This is a genomic window from Bdellovibrio reynosensis (assembly GCF_022814725.1).
Taxonomy (GTDB): Bacteria; Bdellovibrionota; Bdellovibrionia; order Bdellovibrionales; family Bdellovibrionaceae; genus Bdellovibrio; species Bdellovibrio reynosensis.
Genome location: NZ_CP093442.1, coordinates 3,246,298 through 3,268,977, shown reverse-complemented (window position 1 = coordinate 3,268,977; position 22,680 = coordinate 3,246,298). Strand labels below are relative to the sequence as shown.

Below are 22,680 nucleotides of genomic sequence, written 5' to 3'. Positions count from 1 at the left end.
AAGAACTTTAGGTAGATCGCAAAAGTTCTGGGATGGATTTTTTAAGTAGCTTAATCATCGGCCACAAGCTTGCTAGAACTGTTGCTATCATCGGCAATAATAATGCTTGAATGTAATGGCCTGGCAGAATTTCTAAAAACACAAAGAACTGACGGGTGATCCCTGGAGCCGGTGGCATAGGGACACCTTTCACCAATAATGTTTTATCTACTAAGATCGCTAGACAGATTCCCAAAAAACCACCCAGCACACCTAACAAACTATTTTCGATTAATAAAATCTTAAACAGGCGACTGCGTTTTTCACCGTTCGCTCTAAGCGCACCCATTTCACCGGCACGTTCAAGCAAGCCCACAGAAATCACATTAAAGATACCCATGGCGACAATGACTAAGATGATGGATCTAATAAAAGCAAACTGAGCATTTAAGAAATCCACCGAGTTTTGGTAATAGTTCTTATCTAGGATTTCAAACGGCACAGCCTCTAAAGTCGCATTGGCCTTACGAATGTCTTTTTCTACCTGAGGCCATGCTTCAACACCCTTTGTTGCTAAGGCAAACATCTCGATTCGATTGGTATCTAAAAGAGCTTGGGCTTGTTTAAGATCTACGCGATAAAAAGAATCATCGATGATTTTTTTACCAGTATAAAAGATCCCCGCGACCGTTAAATCAGCCCCATTAAGTTGCCCATTCACTGTCTGAGTCAAAAGTGTCACTGTATCGCCGACTTTGGCATCCACACTTTCTGCCAAACCTTTACCCAAGATAATCTGATCCTGGCCTTGCAGATCATGACCGGAAATAAAATTCATTTCGGTGAAAAAAGTATTTTCCCTTTCAGGAATGACCCCCTCCCCTTTTCCACCTAAGGTGATACCACCTTTAACAATGAATGAATAAAAAGACACGCGGGGAAAAACTTGGGTGACGGCGGCAGAAGAACGAATTTCTTGTTCCACCTTTTCGCCATCTTCAAACCACAACTTCCAAGGTTGTTCATGAACTTTACCAAAATAGTTGGGTGGGAAAACTTGACCAAACCCGTAATAACCGTGAATCACATTTTCACGGTACTGATTCATAACTCCGGTATTAAATCCTTGGTAAATCAACAGTCCCGCAGATCCTAAAGCGACAGTACAAAGACTGGCCCAAGTGCGGCGCGGGTTTCGAAATAAATTTCTCCAGGCAATTTTTAATAATTCCATCTTAATTGCTTCCTACAATGTGCCCGTCTTTCATGTGATAGACAGACTTAGCAAAACTGACCAGGTGGGAATCGTGAGTCGAAAAAATAAAACTGGTGTTTTCAGTTTTCTGTAATTCTTTAAATGCATTGATTGTCATTTCTGCTGTTTTTGAATCTAGGTTCGCGGTGGGTTCGTCAGCTAGAACCACGGCTGGCTTTTTCGCAATCGCTCGCGCAATAGCGACCCGTTGGCGTTGTCCACCAGAAAGCTCTAAGGGTTTTTTCTTTGCATGATCAGCCAGTCCCAACAGCGCTAAGGTTTCTAATGCTGTTTTGTGGGCTTCATTCGTATTGTATCCAAGTGAAGGTAAAAAATAGGCCGTATTTTCAAGGACTGTTAAGGTCGGAATCAAATAGAAGCTTTGAAAGATGAATCCTACCTTGTGCAATCGCACTTCTTCTTTATCGGATTCTTTTAAGTGGGTCACATCTTCACCAGAAAATTCGATATGACCGCTAGATGGCGTATCGATCAATCCAAGAAGATTTAATAAAGTTGTCTTCCCCGTACCACTAGGACCCACGATACAAGAAAAACATCCTTTTTCTAATTCCAGATCAATGCCTTTTAAAACGGGAACCTGCTGCTTATTCCAAAGATAAGAATACTCAAGGGCCTTGAGTCGGTATAACAAGGTGCTCATCAGTGGTGACTCCTTACATGTAAAAACGGAAGCCGATAGAAATAAACCCGCCAGTAAAATCAAATTCTCTTTTTTCGCCGTCGACCTTTAAGACTTCACTGCCGCTGGTTTTTGCGCCTGAAAACGTGGCTACATCTTTGCTGTATTTCATATTATCGAAATTCAATTGGCGATACCCGAACTCAACTAAAATGGTCGTTGTATCAGTCATAAAGCCTTCATATCCTAACGAGGCGGCTAATAAAGGCGCAGTTCCTTTTGCTTCCACAGAATGATCGGTGACGCCGGCATAGGCAGCACTTCCCGCTGCTGTTAAAGTATAGTCGTTCTTCATGGTCAAATTGGCTGTTCCTGCCGATACTGAAAGAAAAGAGCGATAGGTGTTGGTCCCTTGCAGATTGATTTCGGCAGTCACCTTAGGAATATAACCAAGCAAGTCCACTTTTGCCGTATAAAGATCATCGGTTCCGTTATTGGCTTTAGTTTCTAAAACCCATGGACGAAGGATTTCAAAACCAAAACGCAAGCTTAACCATGGACGAGAATACACAAGACCAAACTCGCCAGTAAAATTATAATTGGTTTCATCATCAAAGGTGACTGTCTGTGATGATTCATCATCCACAGCGCTAGTCCCGATGTTTGAGGCCCCCGTGGTTCCTAAAAAGTAAGCTGCAAAATTTTCTTTATTAATATTAAAAACCCGCGCCTGAGCTAATGGACTTAAAAATATCAATAAAAGAAATAAACTGCTTTTCATGATTTATTTACTCCACCCAAAAATCGACCACGACTTTGCTGGTCTGTTTTTTACCGGCCACTTGATAAACGCGCACCTTCGTATTTTGTTTTAAGTCCAAGGTCAGATTTAAAGAACTATCCACCGGATCTAATGACATCGTCGAAGTTTTTACGGCGAGGGAATTTTTCATGATGTTTTTGATTTTGCCTTGATCAATATGGGCATTTGGCATCTGCGCAAAGTCGATCACTAATCGTGAGGGATTCTTTTTTAGTTCCGCAAAATAATATCCCGGCCAACCACGCAAAGGGGCGCCGTTCATATCACCCACATCAATCACAACGCGTTCGACTTTTTTCTTTGTATCAGAAGTCCGGCGCAAATCTAAAAGAGTAAACCCTGTGCCGGCAAGCCCCCCAAAGGAAATACCCTGGCCAGAAAGAACTTTTGAAACAGTGGCTTTTTTCGATTCTGCGGGAACGGCAGCAAATGAAAATGAATTCCATAGCAGAGCTACGGACACAACACATCCCATGTATTTCATAATCGACTCCCTTCGATTGATCCTTTAAGGGTAAATAAGAAGGTCTTGAATTGGAACAATTTTGCGGCGCAAGGTGACTAAATTCGGCACCCTTTTTGGAGTTTTTTCTTCTCAGCTCAAATATAGGAGCCAACCTCCCCCCTCCCCTGGGGCACGAAACTTGGAACATCTGTCCATGTTGATGAATTTTTTAAAGTGGAGACCCTTATGAAACACTTGGTTTATTTCATTTTTGCTCTGTGCCTGGTTGCCTGTGCAGACGATGGCGGAGGCGGCGGCGGAAAAGTTGCTACGGCTCCGTTGGGATTGAATTGTATTAATGGCCAAGCCAACTGCGACACCACCCAATACAATCAGTATCACCAATATGGCTGGAGACCTTATCCAGGCTTCGTATATGGATATGACTATTCGACTGTGTTCGCGCAGAGTGGTTTTTGTAACTGCCCTACGGGAACAATGCCTGTGTATAACAGCACATTCGGTTTAGGTTGCGTTGAACAATATTGGTTAGAACCTTTCGCGAATGCATTTTTCTATTTTAACTTCAGCATCGGCTCGTTTGTCGGTGGTGGATATGTTGGTGGATACACGGCTCCTCAGTATCCAACAAATTGGCCTCAATACTCAAATGTTGGTGGATCCGGAAATTCGTGCTCGAGAACCCTCACTCAGAGCTGCTTTTTAAACCAAGCTAATTCGTGCGGCGTCGGGGCGACGTGCCGTCCGATTAACAACGGCCCATTAGGTATTTGCAGTAATTAAAAAGAGAGGGCGGCCTCTCTAGTCTTAACGACACATAATATGCCGCATTAAACTCAAGGGCCCTATGGGAGATAACCATAGGGCCTTTTCCACCTTTCCGCCTTTCCACCTACGCTGAAGCTTCGGCGGACAAGCGCCGCGTAACCTTAAAAACCTCTCCCCGTAAGGCTCACATCGCTGTATATTCTGGGTTCTTTAAACACCCCCAGGAGGCACTACTATGAGCACGAATCCTCTTTTACAACCCTTCACAAATAAAGATCAGGCCGTTCCTTTTGATTTGATCAAAGTTGAACATTATCTTCCGGCCCTTGATGAAGCGGTGAAAGTCGCGAAGGAAAATATCGCGAAGATTAAAGCAAACACAGCATCACCCGATTTTGAAAACACCATCGTTGCTTTAGAATCGGCTTCAGAGCTTTCTGATAAAATCGCATCGATCTATAGCAACCTTGAAGTGGCAAACGCGGATGAGCCTTTGCAAGCTTTGGCAAAAGAGATCTACCCTAAACTAACCGCTCTTTCGTCTGATATTTCTTTGGATGACGAAATTTTTAAACGCGTAAAAGCTGTTTACGATAAGCGTACATCTTTGAATTTGAACAAAGAGCAGACTCGTTTGCTTGAAAAAACTTACCTAGCGTTCACTCGCAATGGTGCTTTGTTATCAGCCCAAGACAAAGAAACCCTTCGCCAAATCGACCAAGAACTTTCTGTGCTTGGACCGAAGTATTCTGAAAACGTTTTGAAAGCGACCAATGCTTTTGAAATGGTTTTAGATAAAAAAGATGACGTTGATGGCCTTCCTGAAGGCGTGCTTGAAGGTGCTGCTGCCATGGCTGAATCTAAAGGTCACAAAGGTAAATGGTTATTCAATTTGCAAATCCCAAGCTATTTGCCATTCATGACTTATGCCCACAACCGCCCTTTGCGCGAAAAAATGTGGAGAGCTTTTTCTTCTCGCGCTTACAAAGGCGAGTTTGATAACCAAGAGACAGTTTTAAAAATCGTTGAGCTTCGTAACAAGCGCGCGAAACTTTTGGGCTTTGAAAGCCATGCTGATTTCGTTTTAGCTGAACGTATGGCTAAAGATCCAAAAACGGTGAAAGAGTTTTTAAATAAACTTTTATCAGCTTCAAAAGCCGCGGGCCAAAAAGACGTGGCAGAAATTGCTGATTTTGCAAACAAACTAGACGGTTTAGTTGAAATCAAGCCTTGGGACTTTGGTTATTACTCTGAAAAATTAAAAGAAGACAAATACGCTTTCAATGAAGAAGATTTGCGTCCGTTCTTTAAACTGGAAAACGTAGTTGAAGGTGTGTTTGCCCACGCGAGAAAACTTTACGGTTTGACGTTTAAGGAAAATAAAAACATTCCCGTTTATCATCCAGAAGTAAAAGCTTATGAAATTTACGAAGAACAATCTGGTAAATACATGGGCTTGTTCTATACAGACTACTTCCCGCGCGAAACTAAAAAAGGCGGCGCATGGATGACGCAATTCCGTGGTCAGGGCTTGATTGAAAATGAAATGAAGCGCCCGCATGTCAGCATCGTTTGTAACTTCACGAAGCCGACGCCAACGAAGCCATCACTTTTGACTTATGATGAAGTGCGCACGTTATTCCATGAATTCGGTCACGCTCTTCATGGCATTTTGTCTGAGTGCACGTACCAATCTTTAAGCGGTACAAGCGTTTACTGGGACTTCGTAGAACTTCCATCCCAAATCATGGAAAACTGGGTGGGGGAAAAAGAAGGTTTAGATCTTTTTGCTCGTCACTATGAAACAAATCAACCTATGCCAGCAGACTTGATTGAAAAGCTTAAAGCTTCGCAAAAATTCCAAGCAGGCTACATGTCTTGCCGTCAGTTGCAATTTGGTATGTTGGATATGGCATGGCATTCAACGGATCCAGGTGCGATCAAGGACGTTGATTCTTTCGAAGATAAAGCGACGGCCGAAACTCGTTTGTTCCCAAGAGTTGAAGGGGCGAATTCTTCATGCAGCTTCAGCCATATTTTTGCAGGCGGATATTCTGCAGGTTACTATTCTTACAAATGGGCTGAAGTTTTAGATGCGGATGCATTTGAATATTTCAAAGAAGAAGGCTTATTTAGTCCGGAAGTGGCTAAGAAATTTAAAGACAATATCCTAAGCCGCGGTGGCACTGAACATCCGATGGAATTGTACAAAAAATTCCGCGGTCGTGAACCAGATCCAAATGCATTGCTAAGAAGAGACGGATTGATTTAATGGCTAAGGGACTTGTAAGTAAAAATAAGTTAGTACTGAAGGACAATTGCAATATAGCCTTAGTCTATCGCTTAGAGACAGCAGCCGCTGTCTCTTTGTCTAAAAAAGTTGCTGACCATCTTAAAGAACGCGGCTTTCAAATTTTTACCGCGCCAGAACAAAAGCTTATTCCTGGAACAAAATCTGCGAAAACAAAAAAGCAGATGGATACCATGGATCTTATTATCGTTCTTGGTGGCGACGGAACTTACTTACGCGCCGTGCGTTTGCTTGAGGGACGTAGCGTTCCTATTCTTGGTTTTAATATGGGGTCTCTGGGCTTTTTAACCGCCCACAATGCCGACACAGTTTTTGATATCATTGAAAAAACTTTGTTAGGAAAGATGATCTTAAGCCCGCGCACTATGATCGTGGCAAAGATCTTGCGCAAAGGTCGCCAACGGGCTGAATTCCATGCTCTGAATGATGTGGTGATTGAAAGAGGCGGAATGTCTCAATTAATCAATACAGCGATTTATTCTGAAAAGTTTTTGGTGAGCGAAGTAAAGGCCGATGGTTTCATCGTAGCAAGCCCCTCTGGTTCGACAGCTTATAACTTAGCTGCGGGGGGACCGATTCTTCACCCTGAATCGAAAGTGTTTGTGGTAACACCTGTGGCACCGCACAGTTTGACTTCCCGTCCGCTTATTTTCCCTGATGACAGAGAGCTTTCTTTCCGTCTTGAAGGTAAAACGCAGACAGCGCACTTTATCGTTGATGGCCAGAAGATGACAGAGATCACTGCTGATGATGAAGTGATCTTAACTCGCTCGCATTATGATCATTGGATTGTGCGCGAACAGAACCACAACTACTTTCATTTGTTACGAGAGAAATTAAAATTCGGGGATCGCAGCTGATCTACACTCCGGCTTCGCCGGAGTAAATTGCCTTTCTTCACTCCAGCTTCGCTGGAGTATTGTTTGGAGATATTATGTTACTAGAATTAAAAGTATCGAATTTTGCCATTATCGAAAATCTGCACCTTTCTTTCAAAGATGGATTGAACATCCTCAGTGGTGAAACTGGTGCCGGGAAATCCGTACTTTTAAAAAGCTTAAGCCTTCTGATGGGCGGTAAAGGCTCTAGTGACACGATCAGAACAGGGGCAAGCCAGGCAACCATCGAAGGATCCTTTGATATTTCAAAGCGCGCTGACATCATTCAAAACTTAAAAGACATGGGTATTGAAGTGGATGAAGATCTATTGATCGTCAGACGTGTCTTAAGTGCTGGTGATAAATCAAAAGTTTATCTGAATGGTAGCTTAAGCACGTTAAACAGCTTGCGCGATATCGTGGCCCCTCTAGTTGAATTAGCGGGTCATTCCGCTCCGTTAATTGAAATGACGGGGCAGCATGAAAACCGCAATTTGATGTCTAAGAATTATCATTTGGACCTTTTAGATCAGTACGCTGGGACTTGGGATAAACGTTTATTATTCACTGAAAAATTCAATCGCTATCACGGTATTTTTGCTGAAATTAAGAAACTAGAAAGCGATGCCAAACAAAAAGCGCAGCGCCTGGATTTTTTAGTTTACCAACGTGATGAAATTGCGAACTTGGATTTATCACCTGGTGAAGATCAAGAATTAGAAATCGAAGTTAAAAAACTTAAAAATGCTTCGCGTATTGGCAGCTTCGTGGACCAAGCCGAAGAAGCTTTGTACACCGATGATGATTCTGCGATCAGCCGCCTTAATGCCGTTCTAAAAAAAGGGGCCGATTTAGCAGCTTTAGATCCGCAGATCGCAAGCAAGCTTGAAAACTTAGAACAAGCCAAAGCTTTGATCGATGAAAGCATTTACGAATTCCGTCAGTATGCTGCAAAGATCGATGCGGATCCGCAACGTTTGGAAGAAGCTGAAGGTCGCTTAAGTGATATGCGTAAGCTTCAGAAAAAATACGGTCCTACGGTCAATGATATTTTAAAAGCCTTAACCGACATGGAAACAGAAATTTCCAATCTTCAAAATTCTGAAACCAAAATTGAGAGCCTTAAAAAAGAAGCCACTATCTTGCTTAAGGAACTTGAAAGCCTGGGACAAGATCTTCACAAACGCCGCCAGAAGGGGGCCGAACTTTTAACTCAATCTGTGAATTCAGAGTTGTTAGAGCTAAATATGAAGGGTGTGACCTTCCACGTGATGGTTGAAAAACTTCAGGACTTAAATTCAACAGGTTTAAGCGATGTCGAGTTCCTAAGCCAAACTTCTGCAAAAGATGTCAAACGTCCGTTAGCAAAATTTGCATCTGGCGGTGAGCTGAGCCGTATTCTTCTTTCTTTAAAACGTGTGGTGGGATCTTCAAATCAACCGCGCACTTACTTGTTTGATGAAGTCGACACCGGTGTTTCTGGTGAAACGGCAGAAAAAGTCGGAAGAAAACTAAAGACGATTGCCAAGGGACAGCAAGTGATTTGTGTCACTCATCTGCCACAGGTCGCTGCTTTTGGTGATATCCACTTCTTTATTCAGAAATCTCCACAGAAAGATTCGGTAGCAATGCTTGTGTCAGAACTCAGAACAAAAGATCGAGTTCAGGAACTTGCCCGTCTTATCAGCGGCGAAAAGATTTCTAAAACATCCGTAGCCCATGCCGAACAGTTGCTAGCAGAAGCTCAAGCCTAATTGCTCACTTGTAAGTACGACCTCCTGTTGTGAATTAGTTACGATGAGTAATTCACAAATAGGGGGTTTTTTATGATTCTGGTGATGGGAGCAACAGGAAACATCGGCTCCAAAATTACGACTCATCTGTTGGCCCACGGTCAAAAAGTTCGTTGCGTGGCTCGACACTTTCCAAACAAAGAAGCCTTTCGTGGTGCAGAACTGCTGCAAGGGGATGCGAATAACGTCGGCTTTCTAACTGATGCCATGCGCGGCTGTTCAGTGGCGTTCACCATGATTCCCTCTAATGTTAAAGCTGCCGAAATGCGCTTTTATCAAAATAAATTCGGTGAAGTGACGGCTGAAGCCATCGAAGAATCAGGCATCAAAAAAATCGTCAACTTAAGTTCTGTCGGTGCCGACTTAGAAGGTGGAACAGGTCCCATTTTAGGTTTGCATGATCAAGAAGAACGCTTAAACGATATCTCTGGCTTAGATATCATGCACTTGCGTCCTACTTATTTTATGGAAAATCTATTAGCAGGTATTCCTACGATCATCAGCATGAGTCGTTATTTTGGTACTATCCCAGGGGATTTAGAAATGCCGATGATCGCAACCCGTGATATTGCAGCTCGCGCCGCATTCCTATTAATGAATCCGACCTTTAAAGGTCACAACGTGGAACATCTTTTAGGCGAAAGAAATATTTGCCACGACGAAGTTATCAGAGTTCTTGGTGACGCTATCAATTGGCCAAATCTAGAATATGTGGAAGTGCCACCTGCTGAAATGAAAAATTATTTTGTTGGTGCGGGCTTAAGTGAAGATTGGGCCAACGGGTATAACGAACTTTCAGATGCATTTACCAATGGCAGCATGAAAGCTTCTTTTCAGCGCGATAAAACAAACACGACGGCGACATCGATAGAAGAGTTTGCACGTACGACTTTTCAAGACGCCTACAGTAAGGCCCTTGTTGGTGCTAACAAAAGCCGTCCTCAACCTGAAGGTGAAGCTCGCATTTAATTATCAACTTGCCCTTTGGTGCAATGCCAAAGGGCTTTTGACTAGTTTTCCATTTCTTCGAGTGCTAACGTCCTTTTCATGAAAAAGCTTATACCCTTAGTTGCTTTGCTCGGAGTTTCTTGTATGCATAAGATGCCAATCGATTATCCTCATCCCAAAAAACAACCTGTGACGTTCACTAAACACGGCGATACCCGCGTGGATGAATATTTCTGGATGAAAGAACGAGAAAACCCGGAAGTTATCTCCCACTTAAAAAAAGAAAATGACTATACCGCAGAAGCGATGAAGTCAGTGAAGAAGTTAGAAGAAAAGCTATTCACCGAGCTTAAATCACGCATTAAAGAAGATGAATCGTCAGTGCCTGCTAAAAAAGGGAACTATTATTATTCTGTTCGTTATGAAGCTGGACAACAGTATCCCCTTTTCGTGCGCATGATGGATTCCGAAAAAGGGCCTGAAGAAATTTTGGTCAACGTTCCTGAATTGGCAAAAGGACATTCTTTTTATCAAGGCAGCTCTCCACGAGTAAGTCCTGACCAATCACTGCTGGCATTCGGAGCCGACACTGTCGGTCGCCGTTTTTATACTTTTTATTTTAAAGATCTGAAAACTGGCAAAATGCTGCCGGATAAACTTGAAAACATCACGCCCAACTTAGTCTGGGCGAATGACAACGAAACGGTTTTTTATTCTCAGCAAAATCCAGAGACATTAAGAAACGAAAAAGTATACCGCTATAACCTGCGCACGAAAAAGAAAGATCTGATTTACGAAGAAAAGGACGAAACTTTTTCAGCCTACGTTCATGGTTCTTTGTCGCAGAAGTTTATTTACATTATGTCACGCAGTACATTGACGTCGGAAGTTCGCTATATCAGTGCGGACCACCCCGAAGCTACATTCAAAGTATTTAACCCACGTAAGCGTGAGCATGAATATTCTGTGACCGATGATGGTCGTCGTTTTTATATCCTTACAAATAAAAACGCTAAGAATTTCCGTGTCATGACAGCAGAGCTTCAACATACAGACGATAAGAACTGGAAAGAGCTTATTCCTCATCGGGAAGACACCTATGTCGAAGATGTCACTGTCTTCAAAAATCACGTCGTGCTTGAAGAAAGAAAAAACGGCCTTACACAAATTGAAATCACCGGTTTTGACGGGAAAAATTCGCACTTTATTCCATTTGCTGATGAAAGCTATTTGGCGTCTGTGGGTGACAATCGCGAATTTGATACTGAATGGTTGCGCTTTGATTATGAGTCTATGCGTCTGCCGCCCTCAGTTTATGATTTCAATATGAAAAGCCACCAACAGGTGCTTAAGAAAATCCATGAAGTCCCAAACTATAATCCGGAAAAATATAAAACAGCTCGCGTTTTTGTTACGGTTCGTGATGGCACCAAGGTTCCTGTATCTTTGATTATGCCCAAAGATCACAAGCAAGATGCTTCAGCTTCAATGCTGGTTTATGGATATGGATCTTACGGGGCCAACATGGACCCGTGGTTTAACAGTGATATTTTCAGTCTTGTGGATCGCGGTTTTGTTTTCGCAAAGGCCCATATCCGCGGTGGATCTGAAATGGGTCGTGAATGGTATGACAATGGCAGAACAAACCATAAGAAAAATACATTTTATGATTTTATCGACGTGACTGAATACTTGGTTAAAGAAAAGTATTCTTCAGCGAAGAACGTGTACGCTATGGGTGGAAGTGCCGGGGGCCTATTGATGGGATCCGTGATGAACTTGCGTCCTGACCTTTATAAAGGCATTGTGGCGCAAGTTCCTTTTGTTGATGTAATCACGACGATGCTAGATCCAAGTATTCCGTTAACAACCGGAGAATACGACGAATGGGGTGACCCTAATCAACCAGAGGCATACAAATACATTCGTACCTACTCCCCTTATGATAATGTTGAAAAGAAATCCTATCCGAACTTGTTGGCAACCACGGGCTTGCATGATTCCCAAGTGCAATACTGGGAGCCAGCTAAGTGGGTGGCTAAACTTCGCGACCACAACTTAAGCGATAATTTGATCCTTTTAAAAACGGATATGGATGCGGGTCACGGCGGCGCTTCAGGACGCTTTGATCAATTGAAAGATACAGCGACGGAATATGCATTCATCTTAATGTTGGATGAAAAAGACTAGATTTTAAAGCGCAGAAAAAACAAACCCCTTTTGTGTTATCAAAAGGGGTTTTTTATTTTTAAACTGACAGGAAGACCAACTAGTTATCTTCTACGATGATCAAAGTACCGAATGTATTAAACTTAACAGCCTCACCCGTTCTTGGATTCACCCAAGTTTGTTGAGAGATATATTTAACATTCCCTGATTCATCTAAAACCGGTGTCCCATCAACATTGATTTCTGGAATCATAGCGTACTCAGTCGACTTGACCGCATTAAATACGAACTCTGCGGTCCCAGCATCTTGACGAACGCAACCACCAGAAGCTCTGCCACCTAGATAGTCTTTATATTTCGAATAAACTTCGTGCAACGCTAAACCATTTTCAACATCAAAGAACACCGCAAATGGCATGCTTGAATCCCAAGAGCTTGATTTGTGGTCTTTCGATAAAAACTTCGGAGTGTAATAACCTGTCGGTGTTTGCGACCAATAAGATTTTGGCGGGGCCCCCGTGCACTCTTTATTTTTACGTTTAAGTTCTAGGTTTTCGCGCCCCGTAGATACCTTGGCTGTGTGAATTAGAATACCGTGATCATAGATGCGCAAAGTTTGCCCGTAAAGACCACCTTCGCCTTTGTTCACAACCAGCACGTATTTAAAGTCTCTCATCCAAGGCTTCGTATTAAAGTCGGATTCAGAGAAGCGACCTGCGAAATGTTCCGGCAGTTTGTTGGTAATAGATTTTTCGTACTGATAAATAAGTGGATAATCTTTTTCATCATACTTACAGTCATTAAAGGCGTTTTTCACCTTACCCCAAAAAGAGGCTGATGCCATAGGGCCTGCAAGAAGGCTTAGAACGATCACTCCGTACTTCAATGCTTTCATAAACTCTCCGACTTAATTGGATTATGGGAAGCTTTAAAGCAAGATCCCGGCCAGGGGTTTTAAAGCCGGTAGTTGGGCTATAAACAAATATAGGCACTATGAACGGGGGCGACAGGGGGAGTAATGAAAAAAATGCTGTCTAAAGCATAACTTGGCCATTATTTGACCTTGAAATGAGTGGATTGGCTCCATGGGGATTGTTGGGTGGGGCTTCTGCCGCGCACGCGATAATACCAGGTGCCCTTATCTAATCCCGGTCGCATGGTGTAATCGCGGGCTTCTACTTTGTGTAAAGTGGATTTCGTAAAATCAGCACTGCGCGATAATTCTAATTCATACCAAGCAGCCCCTAGAACTTGCCCCCACGAAAAGCGCACTTGCGGATCGGTGAAACTTTCGCCGGTGCCTGGTTGTTCAAGGGCAGCAATGCTTAATCCTTTTTCTTTGCGATATTCAATTCCGTACACCTGCGAAGGCGCTTCAAAGAATTCTGCAGAGTTTGAAATAGGACGAAGACGGAAGTAATACCAGCCTTCAACTTGCACGGGTTTAAAGAATTCGATGTTCACAGTTTCGAATTTTTCTGCATCTTTTAAGTCTTCGCGACGGCCAATTTCAACGATATATTTTTTGGCGTTCTTACGATGCGACCATAGAATATGAACCTTATCTGAGTCTCCTTTTTCATCAAGCTTTCCATAAGAAATTTCATAGCGGTCTACTTTAGGGCCGGGCAAAAGACCTTTGATTTTATAGATTTTTGATGGCGGTGAGATTTCGCCTTCTGCGGATTTTGCCATGATACGCAGATAAGCCGGTTCAAGGGTTCCGTGTTGAACTGTGTATTTCTGATCACGCACTAAGAAAGACTTCTGCACGTTACCAAACACAGCCGTATCATCAATTTCAAGAATATATTCTTTGGCGTTTTTTACTTCACCCCAAGAAAGGGTTAAATTGATGGATGTTGAACTTGCTAATATTTCTTCATCTTTACCTAATACGGGTGTGTCTAAAGGTGGGCGAATGAATTGGGTCGCCACGTTAGACCATTTAGAAATATCCTTCCCTTCCGCTGTTCTTTTGGCGCGGATAAAGAAAGTTCCTTGCTGATCCACGGCTAGGCCTTCAGAAAGATTTCCTAAAACTTCAACGGCTTGAGCAAAGTCAGAAGACTTACCGATTTGCACCCGAAAGACTTCGCCTGGCTTAGCCCCTTGGATGCGAGGATGGATTTTCCACTTACCACGTTCGACAAATTTAAGATCCACACTTTCAATTAAGATATCTGACTTTGGCAGTACGCTGAGGGATCTTGAAGGCGCAGTGTTTTGTTTCTTGTGGACCACTCGCCAGAAAAATTTTGTTGGGTTTTTGAAAGTGGTTTCATAGGTGTTTTTACCTTTGACGTTAAAACTTTGCACGTCCTGGGAAAAATTTGAAACCGACGACATTTGCAGGAAATCCGCCGTTCCTTCCCAAGTGAAGACAATTTTTTGTTCAGTATAAAAAATCGCCTTGTCAGCCGGGGCTTGGTTTGCAATCGGCGATGCTTTTTCTTCTACAATAGCTTTAGGTGCTTTGATCGCTGGCGCTTCTTTCGCTGAGGCAGCTAACTTCTGAGCAATTAATTTTGAACCTTTAATCACTACAGAGTTCGAGGCCAGCGACATTTCACCTTCCGGCGATTGCGCCAGGACGCGGTAATAGATTTGGTTTGATAAGTTATTGTTTAAAATAAAATCTTTTTTTCCATCCACGACTTGGGATTGAAACGAAGTGAAATCTGCAAATTTAGAACTGTGTAATATAAAGACTGTTGCTGCAGGATCGGCTTCCCAAGATATTTGAGCTACAACCACACCTTGAAGAGATTCCTCTTGGGAGTCCAATTTTAGCACAGGGGTACTTAATGGAGGTCTTACCTGTACTGTTTTAGGTGAAGACCAAGCAGAGACAAGACCACTGTCATACACGCGACGAACACGCACAAAAAGGTCGCCGCTCACATCCACCATGGACTGCATTGGTTGTTTTCCTAAATATGCATCATAGGTTTCTTTAAAATCCGCCGCCTGGCTTACTTGAAATTCATAATTATTTTCTTGTTCTTCTTTAACACTTGCGGTGAGCTGCCATTTTCCTTTTGAAATAAAGTTCAGGGCCACCTGGTCAATAGCTACTTCGTTGATGTCAGCGACTTTAAAAAAGCCCGCAGTTGAATACTGCGGAAGACCTTTATAGTAAGAAACAATTCGCCAGAATACTTCCCCACGAAGCGCCGCTGGAATTGTATATAGATTAGCACCCGTGACATCCACCTCTTGATATTCAGCGAAATCCAGCATGTAAGAATATTGTACTAAGGTTCTTTCATTAGAACCCCCACTCCACTGGAATAACTGAGGCTGCTTACTTTGGTAAACGATTTGATTATTAGAAGGATGAATAAGTTTTACCGAAGAATCTAAAGTTTGTTCGATATAAAATTCAACTTTTTCGCTAGCTTGGTTAACCGCGAACTGGCTATTGCGTTCTTTAACAACGATGGTTTCACCTTCTTTAAGATCTTGCTTTTCGCTGACCCCGCCTATGCCAAGATTGCCTGAAGCCATGGCAAGTCCAAGTCCCCCTTCACGTTTTTTTACGAAAAGGTCAAAACGTTTATCCGTTCCAATATTTAACCCAGCTTCATCCACCTTAAGAATGAAACTGACCTGACCGTCATCGCCGTTACGAAGATTGAAAGAACCATCATCTAAAGCTAAGACCAGCGATTTGCTATCATTAGGATCCAACGAGAGTTTTAATAGTGTGTTTGCAGCAAGGCGAGCCCGACGGTTTCCCGAAAAATAAAGGGCCGCGCGCGAAGCTTCATCAACGAAAACTTCAGACTTGTTATAAAGTTTTTGGCCATCAGTTCCCGTTTGCCAGAAGATATCACCAGGGTTTTTATAACGAACTTGGTTTTTGATTTCACGCAAGACTGCTAACGGAGGGCCTAATGCAGTTTCGTCCATAAGGCTTGCGCTTCTGTGCCTTTGTAAATACAAAAGCACTGCGGAAGCAGCTAGACCTATAATGCATAAAGCGACAAAAATGCGTTTCATCATTTGGTGTATCGAATGTTTTATCGTGAAGCTAAAGTATTCAGTCCTGTTTAGTACCTTGGTCTAACAAAAGTCTAAATGATTTAAATCAGGCAAGTTTTGCACTTCCCTGATTTAAAAGGGGAAAGTTGTGGAACAAATATTTTGTCGCCCACACTAATATATATATATATAGGGAACAGGTCTAGTTACATCAGCTTACGCAAGACATAGTGAAGTATTCCACCATTCTTATAGTACTCAAGCTCAACAGCAGTATCGATTCTAGAGCGAACTTTGATTTCATGCTTATGGCCATCTTTGTTTGTAATCACTAATTTCAAGTCTTGTTGCGCTTGCATTCCTTCTTCGATTCCCACTAGGTCAATGGTTTCTGTGCCATCGATTTTTAAACTCTTACGATCTACGCCGGAATGAAATTGCAATGGCAATACGCCCATCCCAATTAGATTGGAACGATGAATGCGCTCAAAACTTTCGGCGATGACCGCTTTGACTCCTAAAAGCCGCGTACCCTTGGCAGCCCAGTCCCGCGAAGAGCCGGTTCCATATTCTTTTCCTGCAACCACTACCAGAGGAGTATTTTCCTTTTGATATTTCATCGCAGCATCATAGATAGACACGACTTCGCCAGAACTATCTTTGGTTAAGCCACCTTCAACCCCGTGAAGCATTTCGTTTTTAATTCGGATGTTAGCAAAAGTTCCGCGCACCATGACTTCATCGTTTCCTCGGCGGGCTCCGTAAGAATTGAAGTCAACGGGATCCACACCTTTGCCAATGAGGTATCTGCCGGCGGGGGAATCTTTTTTAATACTTCCTGCTGGGGAGATATGATCCGTCGTTATGGAATCACCAAGCACTGCTAAAATCCGCGCGGACTTGATATTACTCATGCTTCCTGGCTGTTTTTGCATACCCTTAAAGTAAGGCGGATTTTTTATATAAGTACTTTCATCCCAAGAATATGTTTGTGATGTGGTTGTTTCGATTTTCTTCCAATCCTCGGTACCGTCAAAAACATTCCCATAGCGAGAATCAAACATTTTTGTTTCAACGGTTTTGTTGACGAGTTCTTGGATTTCTAAAGTGCTTGGCCAAATATCTTTTAAATAAACATCATTTCCATCAGCACCTTTGCCTAAAGAATCTTTAGTAATGTCTATCTGCATACTGCCCGCTAAAGCATGGGCGACCACCAACATGGGGGACGCTAAGTAATTTGCTTTTACATGGGGATTGATACGACCTTCAAAGTTGCGGTTGCCAGAAAGAACCGAAGCGACGACTAGATTTCCACGCTCTACGGCATTGGCGATCGGCTGCGGCAGCGGTCCTGAATTTCCAATGCATGTTGTGCAGCCATATCCCACAAGATTAAAACCGATTTGATCTAGATACTTTTGCACACCAGATTTTTCTAAATAATCAGTCACGACTTGGGATCCTGGCGCTAAGGAGGTCTTTACCCAAGGCTTCACTTTTAAACCTTTTTCGACCGCCTTCTTTGCCACCAGCCCCGCACCAATCATCACGGATGGATTTGAGGTGTTCGTGCAACTGGTGATTGCCGCAATGACGACATCGCCATGGCCTAAGCTATAGTTACTGCCATCCACTGAAACAGCAGAAGAATCTTTTGAAGTTTTTTCTGCAAGAATCTGAAAACCAGACACTAACTGCTGGTTAAAATCCTGCGCCGCTTTTTTTAGCACCACACGATCTTGGGGACGCTTAGGCCCGGCTAAAGCTGGTTCTACTTGCGAAAGATCTAGCGAAAGGGTGTCTTGATAAAGATAATGCTTTTCACTTTCTTCAGAGCGCCATAGCCCTGTTTCTTTAGCGTATTTTTCTACTAAGGCCACTGTGGCAGAATCCCTGCCAGAAAGTCGCAGGTATTTGAGGGTTTCATCATCAACCGGGAAAAACCCACAAGTCGCCCCATATTCCGGAGCCATGTTAGCAATAGTCGCCCGATCGGCTAAGGACATGGAAGCAAGGCCGTGACCGTAGAATTCAACGAACTTTCCGACAACACCTTTTTTTCTTAGCATCTGGGTGATCACTAAAACTAGGTCCGTCGCTGTGACGCCTTCAGAAAGTTTACCTTCGATTTTAAACCCAATCACCTCTGGCACTAACATGCTTAAAGGCTGTCCTAACATCACTGCTTCAGCTTCGATACCACCTACTCCCCAACCAAGAACCGAAAGTCCATTGATCATCGTGGTATGACTGTCAGTTCCTACTAACGTATCTGGGAAAGCGTAACTGCCAGAATCAACTTCCTTAGTCCAAACTGTTTTACCCAAATATTCTAGATTTACTTGGTGGCATATTCCAGTTCCGGGTGGAACTACTTTAAAGTTCTGAAAAGCCTTCTGACCCCACTTTAAAAACACATAACGTTCGTGGTTTCTTTGAAACTCCATCTTAACGTTTTCATCAAAGGCTTGAGGCGTCCCGAAAGAATCCACCATCACCGAGTGATCAATAACTAAGTCGACAGGAACCAGAGGGTTGATTTTTTTGGGATCCCCTTGCAAGGACGCCATGGCATCTCGCATGGCTGCTAAATCTACGACCGCAGGAACACCCGTAAAGTCTTGCATCAGGACTCGCGCCGGAAAAAATGAAATCTCGCGGGTGAAGGTGGCCTTATCTAAATTTAAAAAAGCTTGGATGTCTTCAGCCGTGACGTGCAAACCATCTTCGTGTCGCAAAAGATTTTCTAAGAGCACTTTTAATGACACCGGCAAGCGACGAATATTGGGATGGGAAATTTTCTGTAAGTTAAAAATCGTATAATCACGATCGCCGGATTTAAGAGAGCCTTTAGTTTTAAAACTGTCGTTAGATTGAATATGCATTGAGAGGATCCTCCCCTCAATAATTCCACTCCCCGCGAATTATTTTATCAAGCCAAAAAGCCCCGATTTGGGTCTTCACATCGCTGACTTGTCCTGCAGCAACCTTTTGCATTAGTTCTGCTGGAGTAAGTTCTACAACTTCTAGAAACTCACCATGATCCAGAGTTTGCTTTGTCAAAGTTAGATCCTTGGCCAAATACAAATCAATATGTTCATTGGAATACCCGATCACTGGATGAATGGTTGTCAGAAATTTCCATTCTTTAGCTTCATACCCGGTTTCTTCTTTAAGCTCGCGCTTTGCTGTCAAAAGACTGTCTTCATTGTGATCGCGTTTTCCGGCGGGAAACTCTAAAAAGACTTGGCGAGGAGCATGGCGATACTGGTGGACCATAACCACTTTTCCATTGGGTAAAAGCGGAATCATCATCGCAGCGCCCGGATGCAAAATGTATTCACGGGTATAGATTTTTCCGTCGGGAGCTTGGACTTGGTCCCGTTCTACCTTAAGAAAACGTCCTTTAAATATCTGCTCACTAGACAAAGTTTTTTCTTCTAAATGCTTCATGACTTACAGAATCGCATAGGGAATTAACTTTGTCTTGTCTGGACAAAAGCTAGGTTAGGCCAAAGTCTATGGTAACGAATGTTAGTTGCCGATTATTTGGGAATCAAAGAACCTATGAGAGGTAAAAAAAGCAGTATTATTTATGGCCCATGATCAGGAGGATCTTGCTATGAAAAACTTCAACCGTTGGGGGTTCTTTGTCTCAACAACCCTACTTGCTTCGTTTCTTTTAATACAAGACGCCAATGCCGCTCGTGGCGGTGGAATGTCTGGCGACATGTCGTTAGGAATCGGCATTTCAACTGTGTCTTCTTCCCAGGATGACATGAATGGCGCTATTGATGACGCTAACACGACAGCGAATGCCACAACAAAAAATCTTGGCAGCGCTTGGGAATTTTATGCTAACTGGGGCTGGAGATTTTCTGGCACTTCTTACGCTATTCTTTTCCGTCCTTCATACTTTACCCAAAAAGCAGAAGGCTCTGGCACGGGCGGAAGCTTTGATTATTCATTGTCAGGTTATACGGTTTTCCCGATCTTCCGTCTTTATCCCTTAGAAAATGATTTCATCAAATTTTATATGCAAACAGGACTAGGTTATGGAAGCTTAAGTGGGGATATCACGGCGGCCTCTAAAACACTTGCGTTTAAAGGCAGTGCTTTTGGTGCTATGGGTGGTATTGGTGTGGACTTCTGTTTTACTGCAAGCCATTGCGTATCTATTGAAGGCAATATCCGCTACATGCCGATTGAAAGAAATCTTTCAACGGGTGGTAACTGTACTGCTTCCGGAGATATTCCAGGCATCAGTCAATGCGGTGGTACAAGCGAAGTTGAAACCGGCGGTTCAGATTTAAGAACCACGATGTCAGGTGTCCAAGGCCTTCTTGGTTACACTATGAATTTCTAAGCAGCTACTGCACGATATTCACGAAGGTGCGAAAGAAATCTGCACCGCAGTTCTGAACATCTTGATACATTTTAGAAGCCTGTCGAGCCCTATAATCGACAGGCTTTTCTTTTGCTGCCTCAACTGCAGGGGACTCGTTATTTGACACAACTTTATTTTCTGCGGCACTTGAGGAAGGCTTTTCAGGGACCTCTGATTTTGCAGACTTGTCCTGTTTGCTTGTTTCATCAGACTTATTCGTAGTCTCTGCCTTTTCTTCTTTTTTCTTTTCTGTTTTAGAAAATTCCTCTGGCTGCCACTTTTTCCAAGCGCTTTCTTGCGGTTTAGCTGTCGGCTGCTGTTGTGGTGAAGGTTTGCTAGCAGGTTTGGTTTTTAAATTTGCATCATATCTTTGCCGCGAAGATGAATCTAATAAAGTATCTCGGGTCGTATTAAGTTTCTTCATAACTTCAGTTGCAACACGCAACTTTTGCGGCTCATTCAGATAGCGATCCGGATGAAACGCCTTCATCAATTTGCGATAAGAACCACGAATTTCAGCTTCCGAAGCATTTTGACTTACACCAAGCACTTCATAAAGACTGTTGTTTGAATTCATGATTCGACGGATTTCATCTGTCGTTTGGGCTTGGGTGTGCAAACTGAACAAGAATGAAAGAATCAAAATGGATTTCATCGGCAGACTCCCGCTTTTGACGATTCACGGATGGCTTCTGGAACTTTCTCGGGCTTTTTCTTAATAAGTTCCATCACCTTTTCACGCTCCCCTTTTGGTAAGTGAGAAAGGTAACCTAAGAACATGCCCATCTCTTCGGAATCCACTTGTTTCTGACTATGCTCTAAAACTTTTAAAACATCTTTATCAGCGGAAACTTCTTTTAAGGAAACCGCTAAACCCTTCACACTCTCTGCTTCGACTTTGGAACCTTCTTTAGCTACGCGTGAAGCAGATCCCAAGCGTGAAGCTTGAGCAGAACTTTTCATAACCTTTAAGCCCGCACCAAAAGGAATAATCGAGGCGGCTGAAAACCCTGCATCGGCTAAGTCTGAGTACGCTGCTTCTTTTGCCTTATCAGCTTTAGTAAATGATTCTTGCGAACTGCCTTCAGCGAATGCCGAAGCCCTTAATTGGCGAGCTTCATTAAACGATTCATAGGCCCTGGTTGATGAATATATTGCTTCACCACCACCGGCAACCGTTCCTGCTAAGGCAGCACTTGCTGCCACCGTCGTCAAAGTTCCGGCCGTCGCTGTTCCTGATAAAACCATAGCACCAACTCCAGCACCGATTCCAGTGGCTAACAATACCCCACCCACAACAAGACCGCCCCAAAACATTGCCTTATCAACAAAGTCTTTGTTCTGTGCTTTTTTGTCATAGTCTTGCAAGGTCCGGCAGATTAAGTCCAAAGATCCTGGGTTTTCCATCAGGTAATGGGCTGCAGCTGCAGGATTCGTCACTATAAGTTTTTGTAAAGCTTCTTCTGCGTTTTCGTCGCTTACGTCCTTAAGATAGTCTTCATGGGCTTGCAGTTCGCTTTGCACTTCGGTGAACGCTTTTTTCACGTCGGCTATGCGAATGACTTGCTTATTTCTTCTGTCACGCAAAGCTTTGGTGTAAAGCAAAAGCTCAGTCCCCGTTTGCGGAGGCTTAGATTTCATTTCCCGTTCGCGGTCTGTAAGTTCAACCGCTAGATCCAAAGGATCTTTTTCCGTCTGAGCCTTTTTCCAGTAAGAACGCGTTTGCCCAAGCTGTTTCGTCGCTAAATCTAAAATTTTCTTTTTAGCGTCATCTTTGAAACTGTTTTCTAAGTCCTTAGCGAAGTTCTGCATTTTCTTAGTTTCATCAACGCTGACTACGCAAATATCCGCATCCATGACTTTCGAGTTCATAGCGCCAGTCAAAGACGTCACAGCTTCTTTGGCCGAAGCGTGCTTAAGAACACACTTATCAAGACGTTCTTTTAGCTGAACCACACCCAGCAAGTTAGTACCTTGCTGCAGAAGTTTTTTACCCTCCGCGGTTTGCAATTGTGCGACTTTGTTCTTATCAGCTAACAGGTTTTGAAACGATTCACGAAATGCTGAAACGACTTTGGGATCATCGATATTGGCCGCAGTCCATGCGATTTGCTTACCATAAAGCAGTTCAATATCGGTTGAACCGAATGCGATTACTGGAGATATAAAAATAAGCGCTAGGACTAAAAAACTCATAGCAGCCGTATCGGCAAATTTCGTGAACTTCATTCCCGACTTAAGGGAAGTTTGTGAAATAAAAGTCCGCATAG

The 22,680-nt window shown here is 43.1% G+C and carries 17 protein-coding genes; 7 read left to right on the top strand and 10 right to left on the bottom strand.

The genetic code is table 11. The annotated features are described in order from the left end of the window. Nucleotides 1-7: 7 nt before the first annotated feature. From MNR06_RS15300 to MNR06_RS15285, 4 genes are read right to left on the bottom strand one after another with little or no spacing between them, the layout of a single operon-like run. Nucleotides 8-1,213: an ABC transporter permease gene (locus MNR06_RS15300; protein WP_243537318.1), complete on the bottom strand. Its 1,206-nt coding sequence runs from the start codon at nucleotides 1,211-1,213 to the stop codon at nucleotides 8-10. A 1-nt stretch (nucleotide 1,214) separates the two neighbouring features. Then, a complete protein-coding gene (locus MNR06_RS15295; protein WP_243537317.1) occupies nucleotides 1,215-1,898 on the bottom strand; it encodes an ABC transporter ATP-binding protein in 684 nt (227 codons plus the stop codon). A gap of 13 nt (nucleotides 1,899-1,911) precedes the next feature. Further along, complete coding sequence (locus MNR06_RS15290; protein WP_243537315.1) at nucleotides 1,912-2,658, bottom strand: hypothetical protein; 747 nt, start codon at nucleotides 2,656-2,658, stop codon at nucleotides 1,912-1,914. Nucleotides 2,659-2,665: 7 nt separating this feature from the next. Beyond that, nucleotides 2,666-3,184, bottom strand: coding sequence for a hypothetical protein (locus tag MNR06_RS15285; RefSeq protein ID WP_243537314.1), 519 nt, complete (start codon nucleotides 3,182-3,184; stop codon nucleotides 2,666-2,668). Nucleotides 3,185-3,391: 207 nt separating this feature from the next. Between MNR06_RS15285 and MNR06_RS15280 the strand changes: the two genes are divergently transcribed. From MNR06_RS15280 to MNR06_RS15255, 6 genes are all read left to right on the top strand, one after another. Next, entirely contained in the window at nucleotides 3,392-3,949 is a 558-nt protein-coding gene (locus MNR06_RS15280; RefSeq protein WP_243537313.1) for a hypothetical protein, read from the top strand. A gap of 220 nt (nucleotides 3,950-4,169) precedes the next feature. Beyond that, the gene (locus MNR06_RS15275) at nucleotides 4,170-6,206 is read left to right on the top strand and encodes a M3 family metallopeptidase (protein WP_243537312.1); all 2,037 of its coding nucleotides are present in this window, start codon (nucleotides 4,170-4,172) and stop codon (nucleotides 6,204-6,206) included. Further along, nucleotides 6,206-7,105 (top strand): NAD(+)/NADH kinase, encoded by a 900-nt coding sequence (locus MNR06_RS15270; protein ID WP_243537311.1) that lies wholly within the window; start codon nucleotides 6,206-6,208, stop codon nucleotides 7,103-7,105. The genes MNR06_RS15275 and MNR06_RS15270 overlap by 1 nt, the downstream gene beginning before the upstream one ends. A gap of 74 nt (nucleotides 7,106-7,179) precedes the next feature. After that, entirely contained in the window at nucleotides 7,180-8,877 is a 1,698-nt protein-coding gene (gene recN / locus MNR06_RS15265; RefSeq protein ID WP_243537309.1) for a DNA repair protein RecN, read from the top strand. 72 nt (nucleotides 8,878-8,949) lie between these two features. Further along, nucleotides 8,950-9,885 (top strand): NmrA family NAD(P)-binding protein, encoded by a 936-nt coding sequence (locus MNR06_RS15260; protein WP_243537307.1) that lies wholly within the window; start codon nucleotides 8,950-8,952, stop codon nucleotides 9,883-9,885. Nucleotides 9,886-10,008: 123 nt separating this feature from the next. After that, nucleotides 10,009-12,054 (top strand): S9 family peptidase, encoded by a 2,046-nt coding sequence (locus tag MNR06_RS15255; protein WP_243537305.1) that lies wholly within the window; start codon nucleotides 10,009-10,011, stop codon nucleotides 12,052-12,054. A gap of 79 nt (nucleotides 12,055-12,133) precedes the next feature. Here MNR06_RS15255 and MNR06_RS15250 read toward each other — a convergent pair whose 3' ends face one another. The 4 genes from MNR06_RS15250 to MNR06_RS15235 form a co-directional block, all read right to left on the bottom strand. After that, nucleotides 12,134-12,928, bottom strand: coding sequence for a L,D-transpeptidase (locus tag MNR06_RS15250; protein WP_243537304.1), 795 nt, complete (start codon nucleotides 12,926-12,928; stop codon nucleotides 12,134-12,136). A gap of 158 nt (nucleotides 12,929-13,086) precedes the next feature. Further along, nucleotides 13,087-15,948, bottom strand: a complete 2,862-nt coding sequence (locus MNR06_RS15245; protein ID WP_243537303.1) for a fibronectin type III domain-containing protein — start codon at nucleotides 15,946-15,948, stop codon at nucleotides 13,087-13,089. A gap of 278 nt (nucleotides 15,949-16,226) precedes the next feature. Beyond that, on the bottom strand, nucleotides 16,227-18,908 hold the full coding sequence (acnA, locus tag MNR06_RS15240) for an aconitate hydratase AcnA (protein WP_243537302.1): 2,682 nt from the start codon (nucleotides 18,906-18,908) through the stop codon (nucleotides 16,227-16,229). 16 nt (nucleotides 18,909-18,924) lie between these two features. Next, entirely contained in the window at nucleotides 18,925-19,476 is a 552-nt protein-coding gene (locus MNR06_RS15235) for an NUDIX domain-containing protein (protein WP_243537301.1), read from the bottom strand. Between the two features lie 169 nt (nucleotides 19,477-19,645). On the opposite strand from MNR06_RS15235, the gene MNR06_RS15230 reads away from it, so the two are divergent. Then, the gene (locus MNR06_RS15230; RefSeq protein WP_243537300.1) at nucleotides 19,646-20,389 is read left to right on the top strand and encodes a hypothetical protein; all 744 of its coding nucleotides are present in this window, start codon (nucleotides 19,646-19,648) and stop codon (nucleotides 20,387-20,389) included. A 4-nt stretch (nucleotides 20,390-20,393) separates the two neighbouring features. Here MNR06_RS15230 and MNR06_RS15225 read toward each other — a convergent pair whose 3' ends face one another. After that, nucleotides 20,394-21,065: a J domain-containing protein gene (locus MNR06_RS15225; protein WP_243537299.1), complete on the bottom strand. Its 672-nt coding sequence runs from the start codon at nucleotides 21,063-21,065 to the stop codon at nucleotides 20,394-20,396. Beyond that, complete coding sequence (locus MNR06_RS15220; protein ID WP_243537298.1) at nucleotides 21,062-22,639, bottom strand: tolA protein; 1,578 nt, start codon at nucleotides 22,637-22,639, stop codon at nucleotides 21,062-21,064. Before MNR06_RS15220 ends, MNR06_RS15225 begins: the two co-directional genes overlap by 4 nt. Between the last annotated feature and the right edge of the window lie 41 nt (nucleotides 22,640-22,680).